Raw genomic sequence first — 14,853 nt, 5'->3', positions numbered from 1 at the left:
TCGATGCGGCCCCGCCACAGGCAGAGGTCCGTGTGTCCGGGCCCGGTCGGAACCCGCGGGTGAACGCCGCCGAAAACGAAGTCCTCCGAGGGAGAATTCTTCCAGCCCGTCGGCAGTTCCGCCGATGGATCGGTGATCAATCTGCGCCACGTTCCCCCGGTTGCGTCCTCGTCGGGTCCACCGGGATCTGCCGACCGCCGCCCAGGGCGTGTGACCCGCTTCACGACTGCAACAGGTTCTAGTTGTAGCGTGAACGTCGTGGATTACTGGGGTGTGATGGTCGGGTTGGGGCTCGTGGCGACGGCGCTCGGCGTCATCGGGTTCGTGCGGTACCGCGAGCGGGAATCGACGAGTCTGCAGCGTCAGACCCAGCTGGCGCGCGAACTGCGTGACCTCGCCGGCGGCGACGAGGTCCGGCTGGCCGCGGTCGACGAGTTCTCGCTGACCATCTACCAACGGCTGTTCTACGTCTCGGTGGTGGCCCCGTGGATACGGAGTGCCGCGTGGGCTCTGCTCGGCGCGGCGCTGGCCGGTGCGGGAGCGCTCGCGACCGGACCGCTCGACGGGGTGTTCGCGACCGTCGCACACATCGCGGCGATCCTCGTGTCCGCGGTGTTCGCGCTGGCCGCCCTCGTGTACGTCGGCATCGCGCTCTACCACTCGGCGACCACGCCTCGGGTCTCCTTCAGCGACTCCTATGCCGACGATGACGCCGATCCCGCCGTCGACGCCCTCGATCCCGGCACCTCCGATCCCGGCATCCCCGGATCTGCTCGGTCCGTCGACTGATCAGGCCCCCGGACACAACGAACCCCCGTCGCGAGTCGACGGGGGTTCGTTGCTGTGAGAGGGTCAGGCGTACTCGCTCACGCGATCTGCGCCTGCCACATCCAGTGCAGCTGCTCGAGTTTCGACGCGAACGAGATCAGCAGGTCCTGAGTGACCGGATCGGCCTCCTCGGTGACCCCGATTCGCTCGCGGAGACCCGCGACCACTGCTTTGAGATTGTCGACGATCGACTCGACGACGTCGCTGTCCTTGGTCCATCCCTCACCGAATCCCTTGGTGTGGGCGGTCTTTGCGACGGTCTCGGCACGGCCGTCCGGGCTCACGCCGATCGCGGTGGCCCGCTCGGCGGCCGCGTCGGTGAACTCCCTGGACACCGTGACCAGTTCATCGAGGTCGAGATGCACCGACCGGAACTGCTTGCCGACGACGTTCCAGTGCGCCTGCTTCGCAATGAGGGACAGGTCGATGAGGTCGACGAGGGTGTCCTGCAACGCCTTTCCGGCGACGGACTGCTGCTCGTCGGTGAGCGTGCTGGTGATCGGGTTGGTCATGATCAAGAACTCTCTCTTGTCCTATGGATTACCTCTGCTCCCTGAGGTGCGAGGAGCGATAGCGACGAGCCACGAAGGGCGCCGACACCGACACCCCGCACGGCTCAACGATCAGACGCGTACGGTGACCGACGAGTCGATGTTGCCCTTGGTCGCCTTCGAGTACGGACAGAATGTGTAGGCGAGGTCGGCGAGTTCCTTGGCCTTGGCCTCGTCGAGGCCGGGCAGCGAGACCTCGATGGCGACGGTGAGACCGAACCCGTTGTCCGCCGGGTCTTTTCCGATCCCCACGGCCACGTCCACGGTCGCCCCGTCGGGCACCGGGGTGTCGGCCTGCTTGGCGGTGGCGCGCAGCGCGCTCAGGAAGCAGGCCGCGTAACCCGCCGAGAACAATTCCTCGGGATTGGTCCCCTCACCGCTGCCACCCAGTTCCTTCGGCGGCCGCAGGTCCAGATCGATCTGGCCGCTCGCCGAGACGACTTCGCCGTCGCGTCCGCCGCCGGACGCCTTGGACGAGATGGTGTACACCGGTTCGATTGCCATTCGAATTCCTCCTGGATGCTCAGTGCGGGTCCGGGCCAACGGTCGGTTCAACCCACCCCGCTCGCGGAACATTCCGACGACACCGGCGACGGCGACGTGATGGTCACGACACCGGCGTCGGAGTCCGGTTCACCGTCCGCGCATCATCCGCGTGGGCTTCATCCGGGTCGACTCCGGCAGCCACTGGTTGACCGGTCGCCGGAGGGTGCAGAGGGCGGCGACCACCAGGAGACCGAACTGGAGGTAGCTCAGGACGACCATGACGGACGACACGTCCGGGTATCGGAACAGCAGGTCGACTCCGACGGGGATGCACAGCAGATGCACGACGACGGCGGCCAGGAAGAAGTTGCGGAGATGGCGGCTGTGTTGCGACGCAGCGGTCACCAGGCACGCGTACTCGATGGCCAGCACGACGACGATCATCACCAGCATGAACGGCGGGAAGAAGCCGGCGAGGGTCTCGACCTCGCTCTCGGGTGCGGAGTTCGCCGGGTCCGAGACCACGCCTTCGAGCAGTCGGCTGCGCAGATCGTCGGTGATGGTGCCGAGGTTGAAGAAGCCGTAGATCGTCAGCACGAGACCGATCACGGCCGCACCCCACCACACGATGCGCGCGTGCACCGCCAGCGCCTCCGGCGGCGGTCCCGGCTCGCCCGGCCGCGTCGGATAGAGCGCCGACTGGTCCCGATCGCGCGAGGACCGCTCGATGGCCGCCAGATCCTCGGCGTCCAGCTCGGCCTGGCTCGGGACGCGATCGGGGTCATCCGCGGCAGAATCGCCGGACGCGCCCCCAGCCGGGTCCTTCGGATCCGTCATGCCCCGATCCTGCCACTCACCCCGGCGGGCCTCCAGCATCGAGGAGGTTCGGCCGCGAGCGGCTCACTTCCGGAACTCGGCGAGGACGAACTCCATCCCGGGGACGAACGTGCCGAGCATGGGGACGACATGGTTCACGACCGACTTCGTCAAGATGGGCGGGGTGGGGTCGGTGACGAAGGTGACGTCGACGCCCTGGGCGCGCCAGTCCGCCGCGAGTTGCGCGACCTGGCCGTACGGGATCGCGTCGTCGTGCAGTCCGCCTTCGACGAAGACGGGCGCGTTCGGCTTCAGGCGACCGATCCGCTGCTGGCGGACAACCTCTTGCATTCCCGGGGATCGTGCGATGAGGGACGACAGCGTCTCGCCGGTTCGCGTCCAGGTCTCGACGCGGCGGAAACCGAAGGCCGGGATGATGTCCCCGATGCAGCTGGTCGAGAGCTGTTTCAGCGCGGCCTTGCCGGTGGCGTTGGTCTCTCGTCGCACCACGTCGGCGACGTTCGGATACCGCTCGGTCAGCCCGTTGACGGCAAAGCCGATCGCCCCCGCGATGGTGGTGCCGTCGATCGCGGGGATGACCTTCTCGAGGTCGGCCGGGGGCGCGCCGGCGTAGGTCGCGCGCACGTCGAGTTCCGGTGCGTAGGTCTCGGCGAGTTCGGCGGCCGACGCGGCTGCGCCACCGCCCTGCGAGTAACCGGCGAAACCTACGGGGGCGTCCTTCGGGGCGCCCGAGATCGCGAGTGCGGCCCGGGCGCCGTCGAGCATCGCCTGACCGGTCTCCGCGCGGTTGACGTAGGTGTGGACACCGGGCGTGCCCATCCCGATGTAATCGGTGATGAACACCCGCACGCCGTTGACGAGCATGTAATACATCTCCGGCGCGGTGTAGTTGACCGAGATGCCCGGCTTCGTGATGTCCACTGCGAGCGGCAGACCCATGAGCTTCGACGGCGCACACTGGTCGCCCTGACCGATCGTCCCCGAACCGATGACCACGGTCGGGCGCGGACCCGGGCCGCGCCATGCCGCGGTGGGTTCGATGACGGTTCCGGTGACCGCGGCGGGCTTTCCGTCCTGGTAACGCGAGGTGTACATGACCTTGCGGGCGGTCCCCGGCCACTGACCCGCCATGCCGGGGATCTGGAGCAGCAGCGGACTCGGCTGACTGCGGATCACCGATCCCGGCTCGGACGCGAACCGGGCCGGCGGGGTGTAGAAATCCGCCGCCGCTGCAGTACCGACCGCTGCGGGGGCCAGCGACGCGACGCACGCTGCCACCAGCGCGGCGATCCCGAGCGTCCGTCTCGATGTCCTGCGATGGGTCATGATTCTCCCCGACTTCCAGTTCATGGCGGTGTGACCTACCGCACAGTAACACGAGTCAGGTGACTGGTGTCGCTTCCGAGTGTGTGACGCCTCGCAGAGGGCCACAAGGGTGTCGCCGATCGACGGCCTAGCGGCCCGGCGTCACCTTGAGCATGCGGCCGAGAGTTGCCTGCCACAGCGTTCCGTCGGCCGCGATCGTCCCGGTCAGTTCGAGCGGCTCGTCGAACGGCGCCGTCCCGACCGGCACCGTCGCCACCCGCCGGCCGGTCGCGAAGTCGGTTGCCACGTAGGCGACTTCGCCGATCTGCTGTGGGAGGTTCGGCGGGATCGGGCCATACCCGATCGCGTGGATCAGACCGTCCGCGCGGGACAACTTGGGGAGTGTCGCGATCCGGTCGCCGTTCTCCCACACGCGACCACAGCCGCCTTCCCCGACATCGATGCGGGTGGCGCCGCCGACGAACGGTGCATCGGCCGGGTCCGACGGCCCCTGCACCGCCATCGGCGGGTACTGGTAGCCGTAGGTGCTCGGGATGACCAGCGAGTTGCCCCAGGCCATCGGCGAGTTCTCGGTGCCCGGCCCGGACGTCGAAAAGGCCCGCATGCGGCAGACCTCGGAGCCGTCATCGCTGCGCAGCACGCGGAGATCCGGCGGTTCCGCGTTGTCGACGATGGCGACCCAACCATCGCCACCGGGACCGAAGTACGTCGGCGTCGTCCCCGAACCCCAGGTGAGCTGTCCGGGTTTGCGTGCCGACCCCCGGTCATAGGCGCGACGCCAGACGACCTCCGGTGCCGCACCCGGATCGGCACGCATCTCGTAGAGCGCGTGCGTCGTCAGGATCGACGCCCCCGTCCGCCGGATCGACAGGCCGTTGCCGAGTTCCTCTCCCGCGGGCAGCCGGGTGGACCGCACAGCGCCGTGCCGGTCGACTGTCCCGACCACCCCGCGCGTCGTCGCGAACCACACGCGGCCGTCGAAGCCGGGCGCCAGGCCGGTGATCGCGTCACCCGCCGGTATCGCGTGGTCGACGTCGACCCGATCGTCGACGAACACTCGCCAGCCGCTGGCCGTCTTCGCATGCGCGACACGGAGAATCGACCCGGACCCGTCGGCGACGACCACCCGGTCGCGGTCGTCGAGATAGCCGTACACGCCGCCGAGCAGTCCGCCCTTCGTCAGCTGCGTCGACGCCAGTGGTTGCGCGGTCCGGGGATCGAAGAGGACGACCGACGGCACCGCGAATGCCGGGGGCGACGATCCGACGAATTGCGTACACAACGCGACGGGCATCCCGTCGCGTCCCACGAACGTTGCCGCGCAGGCGCCGCCCGGTATCGAGGAGCCGGCCAGTCGAGCCCCGCGGCCGGGGCCTCGATGCGCCGTGGAGTCCGTGGAGGCGAGGTCGCCGTGCATGAGCGAGGTGTCGCTCGGTCCGAGTCCGGTGCTCGGCGAATCGGGTTGTGCCGCTGCGGGGTACGCGAGCGTCGCCGCCAACGCCAGAACCCCGGTGACCACCGCCGCCCGGACCCGCATCTTCCGTGTCATGAGTGGTCAAACTACCGCACAGAGGGCCGGCTCAGATGACCAAGCCGAGTGCGAGTACCACGATCAATCCGGTCACCGAGAGGACCGTCTCCATCATCGACCAGGTCTTGAAGGTCTGTCCGACGGTCATGCCGAAGTACTCCTTCACCAGCCAGAAACCGGCGTCGTTGACGTGGGACAGGAACACCGACCCGGCACCGATCGCCAGGACGACCAGCGAGAGTTCTCCCGAACCCATCCCGTCGACCAGACCCAAGATCAGCGACGACGCGGTGATCGTGGCAACGGTCGCCGATCCGGTCGCCAGGCGGATCAGTGCCGCGAGCGTCCAGGCCAGCAGGAGCACCGAGACGTTCGCGCCGGTCGCCCAGTCGGCGAGCAGGGTGCCGATCCCGGTGTCGACGAGGACCTCCTTGAATCCGCCACCCGCGGAGACGATCAGCAGGATGCCCGCGATCGCGGGGAGTGCCGCACCCGTGCACTTCGAGATGGTCTCGCGGTCCATGCCGGAACCGCGGCCGAGGGTGAACATCGCGACGATCACCGCGATGAGCAGCGCGATGAGGGGCGTGCCGAGGATGTCGAGGACCTTGCGCACGGGCTGGTCCTCGTCGGCGATGAAGATCTCGGCGAGTGCCTTGCCGAGCATCAGCACGACGGGCAGCAGGACGCTGAACATGGTGATCGCGAAGGACGGACGCTTGGTGGTCGGGCCGTCGGACGGATCGACGTCGAAGGTCGTCGGGGCCTCGACCGTCACCCATCGCCCGGCGAGCACGCCGAAGAGCGGCCCCGACACGATGATGGTCGGGATGGCAACCAGCACACCGAGTCCGAGTGTCATGCCGAGATCCGCGCCGAGGGCGTCGATCGCCACGAGCGGGCCGGGATGCGGCGGGACGAACCCGTGCATCGCCGACAACCCGGCCAGCGCGGGGATGCCGATCGGGATCAGGCCGAGACCCGAGCGTCGGGCCACCAGGTAGATCACCGGCATCAACAGCACGAGACCGATCTCGAAGAACATCGGCAGACCGATGATGGCGCCGACGAGCGCCATCGCCCACGGCAGCATCCGCGGTGAGGCGTGACCGACGATCGTGTCCACGATCTCGTCGGCACGACCGGAGTCGGCCAGCAGCTTGGCGAACATGGCGCCGAGTGCAATCAGGATGCCGACTCCCGCTGCGGTGGTGCCGAATCCGGCGGTGAACGACTCGAGGACCGTCGGGATCGACTCACCCGCGACGATGCCGACGGTCGCGCCGCCGCCCACCAACGCCAGGAAGGGATGGACCTTGGCGATCGTGATCGCCACGACGATGACGGCGATACCCGCCAGCGCCGCGACGATGAGTTGCCAGCCGGGCGCGACCGGCTGCGGCAGATCTGTGCTCGCGGCGAGGATCGTGGTGGTCGGCGACATCAGTTCTCCTCGGCGTCGAGATCGGAACCGTGCGAGAGGGCCTCGACCAGTTCGTCGATGATGGCGTCCACGCTCTGGCCCACGTCAACGGTCAGGCCGCGTTCGTCGGGGGTCAGTTGCTCGAGGGTCTCGAACTGCGAGGCGAGCAGGGCCGGTGGCATGAAATGCCCCGGGCGTGATGCCTGCCGTCGTGAGATGACCTCGACCGACCCGGCCAGATGCGCGAACAGCGTCGTCGGTGCGTGATCACGAAGATGGTCACGGTAATGCCGTTTGAGCGCGGAGCAGCTCATGACACCGCCGTCGGCGTGTTCGGCGAGCCAGACGCCGATCGACTCGAGCCAGGGTCGGCGGTCGTCGTCGTCGAGCGGTTCTCCCGCCGACATCTTGGCGATGTTCTCGGCGGGGTGGAAGTCGTCGGCGTCGGCGAACGGCACCCGCAGGCGCTGTGCCAACGCCGCTCCGACGGTCGACTTCCCGGACCCCGACACCCCCATGACGACGATGGGCGATCGCATGTTCACTCCTCACCACGCTGTGCTGCTGATCACGTAGCCTGCCTCAATAGTCATACTTTTGCAAGCCTCAGGGGAGATTAAGTATGCACATTGGTGCGTACCTAGATGAATGAGAAGATGAAACGGTGAGTCAGGGCACACGGAGCACAGGCGAGCGGCACGACGAGATCCTCGCGGCGATCGGCCGACGCATCGCCTCGGGAGCGCAGCCGGCCGGCAGCGTGCTGACCCTCGACGCCATCAGCGCCGAACACGGGGTGTCACGGACGGTATCCCGCGAGGTGATCCGGGTTCTCGAGTCGATGGGCCTCGTCGAATCCCGACGCCGCGTCGGCATCACGATCCAGCCGCGGACCCGATGGAGCGTGTTCGACGCCCGGCTGATCCGTTGGCGCCTCGACGGCGCCGACCGCGCCGAGTTCCTCGCCACCCTCTCGGAGCTACGACGCGGCTTCGAGCCGGTGGCGGCGGCCCTCGCCGCCGAGCGCGCGAACGAGCACCAGTGCCGCATCCTGGCGGCAGCCGTGTCGGACATGTCGGTGCACGGGCGCAACGGCGATCTCGAGTCGTACCTGCTGGCCGACAAGGTCTTTCATCGAACGCTCTTGGAGGCCAGCGGCAACGAGATGTTCCGGTCACTCACCGGGGTGGTGAACGAGGTCCTCGCCGGCCGCACCCATCACGGGATGATGCCCGCGACACCGAATCCGGTGGCCATCGCACTACACGACGATGTCGCCAGAGCAATACGCCTCCGCGACCCGGAGGCCGCGGAGGCGTCGATGCGCGCGATCATCACCGAGGCGGCGGCTGCTGTATCGCCCCCGCCACCTGAGGTGCTCTAGACCAGCAGCTCGGCGATCTGAATCGTGTTGAGGGCAGCGCCCTTCCGGAGGTTGTCCCCCGAGACGAACAGCGCGAGACCCCGGCCGTCCGGAACACCCGGGTCCTGCCGGATCCGGCCGACCAGCGAGGCGTCCTTGCCGGCGGCGGCCAGTGGCGTCGGCACGTCCGCGAGCTCCACACCCGCTGCGCCACCGAGGATCTCCTGTGCACGTGCTACCGACAGCGGGTTCGCGAACTCCGCGTTGATCGACAGCGAGTGGCCGGTGAACACCGGCACGCGTACGCAGGTTCCGCTCACGAGGAGTTCGGGCAGCCCGAGGATCTTGCGCGATTCGTTGCGCAGCTTCTGGTCCTCGTCGGTCTCACCCGAACCGTCGTCGACGAGCGAACCGGCGAGCGCCACGACGTTGAACGCGATGGGCGCGACGTATTTGTTCGGGGCGGGGAAGTCCACGGCGGAGCCGTCGTGCACGAGCTTCTCCGCGTCGCCGGCGACCGCACGCACCTGGGTGGCCAATTCGTCGACACCGGCCAGACCGCTACCCGAGACCGCCTGGTAGCTCGAGATGATCAGGCGCTGCAGACCGGCCTCGTCGTGAAGCGGCTTGAGGACCGGCATGGCCGCCATCGTGGTGCAGTTCGGGTTGGCGATGATGCCCTTGGGCGGGTTCTTCGCCAGCTCACCGTTGACCTCCGAGACCACCAGCGGCACATCGGGATCCTTGCGCCAGGCCGACGAGTTGTCGATGACGGTCACGCCGGCCTCGGCGAAGCGGGGCGCCTGTTCGCGCGACATCGTGGCACCCGCCGAGAACAGCGCGATGTCGAGTCCGGACGGATCGGCGGTGGCCGTGTCCTCGACGACGATCTCGCCGTCGCCCCACGGCAGCTTCTTGCCCGCCGAGCGCGAGGACGCGAAGAAGCGCACCTCGTCGGCCGGGAAGTTGCGCTCCGCCAACAGGGTTCGCATGACGGCGCCGACCTGACCGGTCGCGCCCACGACTCCGATACGTACGCCCACTGCTATCGCCCCGTTCCGGCGTAGACGACGGCTTCTTCTTCGCCGCCGAGATCGAAGGCGGCGTGCAGAGCGCGCACCGCGTCGTCGAGTTCGGTGTCCCGGCACAGCACCGAGATCCGGATCTCCGAGGTGGAGATCAGCTCGATGTTCACGCCGGCCTCGCTGAGGGCCTCACAGAAGGTGGCCGTGACACCGGGGTGCGACTTCATGCCCGCGCCCACGAGCGACACCTTGCCGATGTGATCGTCGTAGAGCAGATCGGTGAACCCGATCTCGGTCTGCAGCTTGGTGAGCTTCTCAACGCCGAGCGGCCCGAGCTCGCGCGGCAGGGTGAAGGTGATGTCGGTCTTGCCGGTGTCGACCTTCGAGACGTTCTGCAACACCATGTCGATGTTGATCTCGGCGTCGGCCACGGCGCGGAACACCCGCGCGGCGTAACCGGGCTTGTCGTCGAGGCCGACGACGGTGATCTTGGCCTCGCTGCGGTCATGTGCGACGCCGGTGAGAATGGCTTCTTCCACGGGGATGTCCTCCATCGATCCGGTCACAATGGTGCCGGGTTTGGTCGAGTACGACGAGCGCACGTGAACGGGAACGTTGTATCGGCGCGCGTATTCGACGCACCGCAGCATCAGCACCTTGGCGCCACAGGCAGCCAGCTCGAGCATCTCCTCGAAGCAGACGGTGTCGAGACGGCGGGCGTCGGGCACGATCCGCGGATCGGCCGAGTAGACGCCGTCGACGTCGGTGTAGATCTCGCAGACGTCGGCCTCGAGCGCGGCCGCCAGCGCGACCGCGGTGGTGTCGGAGCCGCCGCGTCCCAGTGTGGTCACGTCCTTGGTGTCCTGCGAGACGCCCTGGAAGCCGGCGACCAGCACGATCTTGCCCTCGTCGAGTGCGCTGCGAACGCGCCCGGGCGTGACGTCGATGATCTTGGCCTTGCCGTGGCTGCTCGTCGTGATGACACCGGCCTGCGATCCGGTGAACGACTGCGCCTGCGCGCCCATCGAGCTGATCGCCATCGCGACGAGCGAGTTGGAGATCCGCTCACCCGAGGTCAGCAGCATGTCCATCTCACGGGCCGGCGGCGCCGGGTTGACCTGCTGGGCGAGGTCGAGGAGCTCATCGGTGGTGTCGCCCATCGCCGACACGACCACGACGACGTCGTTGCCCTGCTTCTTGGTCTCGACGATCCGCTCGGCGACGCGACGGATGCGTTCGGCCGTTGCGACCGAGGATCCGCCGTACTTCTGCACCACGAGGGCCACGTCGAGTTACCTCCCGCCGGCCAGTGTGCCGGTCGATAGACGTCAACTTGCCGGGACAACCTTACCGGGACCGCCGCGACCGCTCTGACCTGGTCTCCGCCCCACCCGACGGGACCGGACCGAGGTGATCCGCCCTAGGATCGCTCGCGTGGCCTCCCCAACCGACGTCGGTGACACCGGAACCGGTCCCGTCGGTACGAACAGCTACGGCCGTCGACTGGCGTCGATGACCCGCGGTTATTTCGGTCCTCTCGGTTCGTCGCCCGCCGCGGTCCGTGGTCATCGCTGGTGGCTCGACGCGCTGCTCGTCTTCCTCGTCATCCGCGCCATCGGCATCCTCGTCCTGGCGCGGTTCGCCGATCTCCGCGGCACCACGCTGGGCGACTCCCTGGCGGTCTGGGACGGGCAGTGGATGATCGCGATCGCGACCCACGGCTACGACGGCGTGCCATACACGCTCACCGACGCCCGGGGTCTGCACACCGTCGACACCGCGTACGCCTTCTTTCCCGGTTACCCCTACCTGGTGGGCTTGATCGCGAAGCTGCCGGGCCTGAGTCCCTTCGGTGCGGCGATCACGGTGAACGTGATCCTGGGATGCGTGGCGGCGGTCGGTGCGGCACGTCTCGGAATGGTGTGCGCCCGACTCATGGCACGACGGTCCCCGATCGGCCCGGCACCCGAACGCGGAACCGGACTGTTCCTGGTGGTGCTCTTCGCGGCGACGCCGATGTCGATCGTGCTGAACATGGCCTACACCGAGGCGCTGTTCTGCGCGCTCGCGGTGTGGGCGCTGGTGGGGGTCCTCGAGAAACGCTGGCTCCTCGCCGGCGTCGTCGCCGCGCTCTGCGGTCTGTGCCGGCCGACGGCGGCGGTCCTGATCGGGGTCGTGATGCTCGCGGCCCTCGTGTTCCTGTGGCAGGCGCGCGGGACCGACGTCCCGAGAGCGGCACGCGTCCGCGCGATCGTCGCCATCGTCATCAGCCCGCTCGGTTACCTCGCCTATCTCTGCGTGGTGTGGGCGCACACCGGGTCGCCGACCGGGTGGTTCCGCATCCAGACCGAGGGCTGGGACACCCAGTTCGACTGGGGCGTGGCCGCTTTCGAGTTCATCAACGAAATGCTCGTCCATTCGGCCGAGATCGCCCCGGTGGCCACGTCGTGGATCGTGCTGAGCACGCTGGTGATGCTGGGCGTCGCTGTCTGGTCACGGGTGCCGTGGCCGGTCCTGCTCTACGGTTCGCTGCTGGTCGCGCAGATCGTGCTGTCGAGCGGACTGATGATGAGCCGGCCCCGGTTGCTGTTGCCCGCCTTCGTCCTGCTGATCCCGCTGGCGATGGCGCTCGCGCGGATGCGGCCGGTGGTCGCCGGACTGATCGTCGTGCCGATCGTGGTCGGCAGCTCGTGGTTCGGCGCGCACATGCTCACCGTGTTCCCCCACGCCATGTGACAACCGCTTGCCCTGCTCCCCGAGGAGCGCGACCCCTCTACCCCAAAGCGCGACGAGCGGACCCCCTCTGCCCCCAAGCGCGACGAGCGGACCCTCTGCTCCCTGAGGTGCGAGGAGCGATAGCGACGAGCCTCGAAGGGCCTGGTGAGATGCCGTGCGAGACCCTTCGAGGCACGCTACGCTCGCACCTCAGGGAGCAGGAGACGACCCGCTACGCTCGCACCTCAGGGAGCAGGAGACGACCCGCTACGCTCGCTCCTCAGGGAGCAGAAAAACCCTCTTCGCTCGCCTCTCAGGGAGCCGAAGGTTGTCACACCGCCGACGCCGCGAATCCCAGGCAGAGGTATTCGATTCCGGCGTCGAGGCGCGCCCGGGGATCGAGCAGCCGGCCGGCATCGCGACGGCCGGCGAGGCGGGCGAGATGCGACGGGACCTCGACCTCGGACTCCCCCGAGATCACCTCGGCCAGTCCCGCGGACGGCAGCAGGGCGTCGTCGTGAAGCAACTGATCGCTCACCGCGACAAGGGCGACGCCGTGGACGAAGCTCCAGACCGACAGCGCCATGTCGGTGGCGCGTTCGATGCCGACGCCGAGCTCGAGGAATCCGGCCGCCAGCCAGTCGAGGCACGCCAGCGAATCCTCGCCGTAACTGTGCCGGGGCGACGAGTAGGCCAGGACCACCCACGGATGCCGGGTGTAGAGGTCCCAGTCGACGTCGACGGCGATCCCGACCCGTGTCCGCCACTCGGGCGCGGTGTCGACGGGGTACGGGAACCGCCGTCCGACCTCGGTCGACATCGCCTGCAGCAGCGCGTCCTTGTCCTCGACGTGGCGATACAGCGACATGGCCCCGACCCCGAGCTTCTCGGCGACCCGCCGCATCGACAGCGAGCCGATCCCGGCATCGTCGGCCACGGCGATGGCGGCATCGACGATCGTCGCCGTCGACAGTTTCGAGGTGTCGGCCGTCACGTTCTCGTTCCTCCTGCTCAGGGCGGGAATAATCCGATTGCGTACAGCGTACTCATCCCCGTACGCTGACCCGCGTACACCGTACGCGCAGGTAGCTGCCGTCTGCCGCGAAGGAGGAATGATGTCCGCCCAGCTCGACCCGTCGAACCGGCTCCGCCCGACCACCTCGGGTACCGCCGACCGGCGAACGTGGCTGGGACTGGCCGTGCTGACCCTGCCGGTGTTCCTGGTCTCGATGGACGTCTCGGTGCTGTACCTCGCCATCCCGTCGATCACCGATGCCCTCGCGCCGTCCGCAGCCCAGCAGCTGTGGATTCTCGACATCTACGGCTTCCTCATCGCCGGGCTGCTCATCACGATGGGCAATGTCGGGGACCGCGTCGGCCGTCGACGCATCCTCCTCGCCGGCGCCGCCCTGTTCGGCATCGCGTCGGTCATCGCTGCTTTCGCACCCTCGCCCGAGATCCTGATCGCGGCGCGCGCCCTCATGGGCATCGGCGGTGCCACCCTGCTGCCCTCGAGCCTGTCGCTCATCGCCAACATGTTCCCCGACGCCCGCGAGCGCGGGCGCGCGATCGGTGTGTGGACCGCGGCGTTCGCCGGCGGCAGTGCGGTCGGCCCGGTCATCGGAGGCGTTCTGCTGCACCACTTCTGGTGGGGCGTGGTCTTCCTCATCAACGTCCCGGTGCTCGCCGCACTGTTCGTCTTCGGGCCGCGCCTGATCCCCGAGTACCGGGCCGCGACGAACGACCCGTTCGATGTCGTCGGCGTCGTGCTCTCGATGGCCGGAATCCTCCCGCTCGTCTATGCCGTCAAGACGGTCGCGAGCGAAGGCGCCACGACCGGCGTGGTCGTCGCCGGAGTGGTGGGTGCCGCGCTGCTCGTCACATTCCTGCTGCACCAGCGCCGGGTCACGTCACCGCTCCTGGACCTCAAGCTGTTCGGCAATGCGCAGTTCAGCGGAGCGGTCGCCGTTGCGCTGATCGGCATGATGGCCCTCGGCGGCATGTCGTACCTGACCGGCGTCTACCTCCAGTCGGTCATGGGCCACGATGTCCTGGCCGCGGCCATCGCCGGCCTCCCGATGGCCGTCGCGGTGGCGGTGTTCTCCATCGGCGCGACCCGGGTCGCCGCGTTCCTGGGCACCCGGCTGGCCTTCGTCGGTTCTGTCGGCCTGGCCGCCGCAGGCAATCTCGGCATGCTGACCCTCGGCACCTCGACCCCGGTTTTCTGGGTGTACGTGCTGTGCACGACGATCGCGGGCGTCGGCTACGGCATCCAGTTCAGCCTGGTGTCGGTCGTGGTCGTCGGCTCGGTGCCGCCGGAGCGGTCGGGCGCCGCGTCGGGCATCTCGGAGACGAGCTTCGAGCTCGGGACCGCGATGGGCCTGGCCCTTCTCGGATCGCTGGCCACCCTCGTGTTCCGAGACGGCGACCGGGGTTGGTCGTTCGGCGACACCCTGGGCGAGACCCTGCACCGGGCGACCGACATGGGTTCGGCCGGAGAGGGGTTGGCCACCGCCGCGAAGCAGGCCTTCGTCGACGGCATGCACGCGGCGTCGCTGGCGAGCGGTCTCGCGCTCCTTGCACTCGGCACGGTCCTGCTGTTCGTGATGCGCGACGAGCCCACCGATCCGCAGGCCGAGGTCGCCGCGGTGCAACTTCCCGACGGTGCTGATTCGGTCCCGCTCGCTTCGCTCCCGGCGACCGGTCCCGTGGGCGTCGCACGCACCGACTCCTGACAGCGAGCCCGGCGATCGCCGCGCCACTACCCT

At 68.4% G+C, this 14,853-nt stretch carries 14 protein-coding genes; 4 read left to right on the top strand and 10 right to left on the bottom strand.

Going from position 1 to position 14,853, the window contains the following annotated elements; all coding sequences use genetic code 11:
- The first annotated feature begins 249 nt into the window (after positions 1-249).
- Positions 250-789: a hypothetical protein gene (locus LEL84_RS17280; RefSeq protein WP_226512292.1), complete on the top strand. Its 540-nt coding sequence runs from the start codon at positions 250-252 to the stop codon at positions 787-789.
- Between the two features lie 77 nt (positions 790-866).
- Here the strand turns inward: LEL84_RS17280 and LEL84_RS17275 are convergent, their stop codons facing one another.
- From LEL84_RS17275 to LEL84_RS17245, 7 genes are all read right to left on the bottom strand, one after another.
- Positions 867-1,340, bottom strand: coding sequence for a Dps family protein (locus tag LEL84_RS17275; protein ID WP_068969841.1), 474 nt, complete (start codon positions 1,338-1,340; stop codon positions 867-869).
- A 111-nt stretch (positions 1,341-1,451) separates the two neighbouring features.
- Positions 1,452-1,883, bottom strand: a complete 432-nt coding sequence (locus LEL84_RS17270; protein ID WP_065630665.1) for an organic hydroperoxide resistance protein — start codon at positions 1,881-1,883, stop codon at positions 1,452-1,454.
- 129 nt (positions 1,884-2,012) lie between these two features.
- A complete protein-coding gene (locus LEL84_RS17265; protein WP_078111973.1) occupies positions 2,013-2,702 on the bottom strand; it encodes a hypothetical protein in 690 nt (229 codons plus the stop codon).
- Between the two features lie 63 nt (positions 2,703-2,765).
- The gene (locus LEL84_RS17260; RefSeq protein WP_226512291.1) at positions 2,766-4,028 is read right to left on the bottom strand and encodes a lipase family protein; all 1,263 of its coding nucleotides are present in this window, start codon (positions 4,026-4,028) and stop codon (positions 2,766-2,768) included.
- A gap of 127 nt (positions 4,029-4,155) precedes the next feature.
- Positions 4,156-5,565, bottom strand: coding sequence for a hypothetical protein (locus LEL84_RS17255; protein ID WP_413466987.1), 1,410 nt, complete (start codon positions 5,563-5,565; stop codon positions 4,156-4,158).
- 43 nt (positions 5,566-5,608) lie between these two features.
- Positions 5,609-7,003, bottom strand: a complete 1,395-nt coding sequence (locus tag LEL84_RS17250) for a GntP family permease (protein ID WP_226512289.1) — start codon at positions 7,001-7,003, stop codon at positions 5,609-5,611.
- Positions 7,003-7,521: a gluconokinase gene (locus tag LEL84_RS17245; RefSeq protein ID WP_226512288.1), complete on the bottom strand. Its 519-nt coding sequence runs from the start codon at positions 7,519-7,521 to the stop codon at positions 7,003-7,005. Before LEL84_RS17245 ends, LEL84_RS17250 begins: the two co-directional genes overlap by 1 nt.
- A gap of 125 nt (positions 7,522-7,646) precedes the next feature.
- On the opposite strand from LEL84_RS17245, the gene LEL84_RS17240 reads away from it, so the two are divergent.
- The gene (locus LEL84_RS17240; protein ID WP_226512287.1) at positions 7,647-8,366 is read left to right on the top strand and encodes a FadR/GntR family transcriptional regulator; all 720 of its coding nucleotides are present in this window, start codon (positions 7,647-7,649) and stop codon (positions 8,364-8,366) included.
- Here the strand turns inward: LEL84_RS17240 and LEL84_RS17235 are convergent.
- Positions 8,363-9,388 (bottom strand): aspartate-semialdehyde dehydrogenase, encoded by a 1,026-nt coding sequence (locus LEL84_RS17235; protein WP_226512286.1) that lies wholly within the window; start codon positions 9,386-9,388, stop codon positions 8,363-8,365. The two genes, LEL84_RS17240 and LEL84_RS17235, sit on opposite strands and share 4 nt — an antisense overlap.
- A gap of 2 nt (positions 9,389-9,390) precedes the next feature.
- The gene (locus LEL84_RS17230; protein ID WP_065630659.1) at positions 9,391-10,656 is read right to left on the bottom strand and encodes an aspartate kinase; all 1,266 of its coding nucleotides are present in this window, start codon (positions 10,654-10,656) and stop codon (positions 9,391-9,393) included.
- 148 nt (positions 10,657-10,804) lie between these two features.
- On the opposite strand from LEL84_RS17230, the gene LEL84_RS17225 reads away from it, so the two are divergent.
- Positions 10,805-12,106, top strand: coding sequence for a mannosyltransferase family protein (locus LEL84_RS17225; RefSeq protein WP_413466874.1), 1,302 nt, complete (start codon positions 10,805-10,807; stop codon positions 12,104-12,106).
- Positions 12,107-12,416: 310 nt separating this feature from the next.
- Here the strand turns inward: LEL84_RS17225 and LEL84_RS17220 are convergent, their stop codons facing one another.
- Positions 12,417-13,079 (bottom strand): TetR/AcrR family transcriptional regulator, encoded by a 663-nt coding sequence (locus LEL84_RS17220; protein ID WP_226512285.1) that lies wholly within the window; start codon positions 13,077-13,079, stop codon positions 12,417-12,419.
- Positions 13,080-13,200: 121 nt separating this feature from the next.
- Between LEL84_RS17220 and LEL84_RS17215 the strand changes: the two genes are divergently transcribed.
- Positions 13,201-14,820, top strand: a complete 1,620-nt coding sequence (locus LEL84_RS17215; RefSeq protein WP_226514341.1) for an MFS transporter — start codon at positions 13,201-13,203, stop codon at positions 14,818-14,820.
- The last annotated feature ends 33 nt before the right edge of the window (positions 14,821-14,853 follow it).

Source organism: Gordonia sp. WA4-43 (assembly GCF_020520305.1).
Classification (GTDB): Bacteria; Actinomycetota; Actinomycetes; order Mycobacteriales; family Mycobacteriaceae; genus Gordonia; species Gordonia hongkongensis.
This window is presented reverse-complemented; position numbering and strand designations above follow the sequence as displayed.

What these genes read in the sequence shown, in the direction of transcription:
- LEL84_RS17215 (WP_226514341.1), top strand. Translation starts at nt 13,201, where the DNA reads ATGTCCGCCCAGCTCGACCCGTCGAACCGGCTCCGCCCGACCACCTCG.
- LEL84_RS17245 (WP_226512288.1), bottom strand. Translation starts at nt 7,521, where the DNA reads ATGCGATCGCCCATCGTCGTCATGGGGGTGTCGGGGTCCGGGAAGTCG.
- LEL84_RS17275 (WP_068969841.1), bottom strand. Translation starts at nt 1,340, where the DNA reads ATGACCAACCCGATCACCAGCACGCTCACCGACGAGCAGCAGTCCGTC.
- LEL84_RS17250 (WP_226512289.1), bottom strand. Translation starts at nt 7,003, where the DNA reads ATGTCGCCGACCACCACGATCCTCGCCGCGAGCACAGATCTGCCGCAG.
- LEL84_RS17255 (WP_413466987.1), bottom strand. Translation starts at nt 5,565, where the DNA reads ATGCGGGTCCGGGCGGCGGTGGTCACCGGGGTTCTGGCGTTGGCGGCG.
- LEL84_RS17270 (WP_065630665.1), bottom strand. Translation starts at nt 1,883, where the DNA reads ATGGCAATCGAACCGGTGTACACCATCTCGTCCAAGGCGTCCGGCGGC.
- LEL84_RS17265 (WP_078111973.1), bottom strand. Translation starts at nt 2,702, where the DNA reads ATGACGGATCCGAAGGACCCGGCTGGGGGCGCGTCCGGCGATTCTGCC.
- LEL84_RS17260 (WP_226512291.1), bottom strand. Translation starts at nt 4,028, where the DNA reads ATGACCCATCGCAGGACATCGAGACGGACGCTCGGGATCGCCGCGCTG.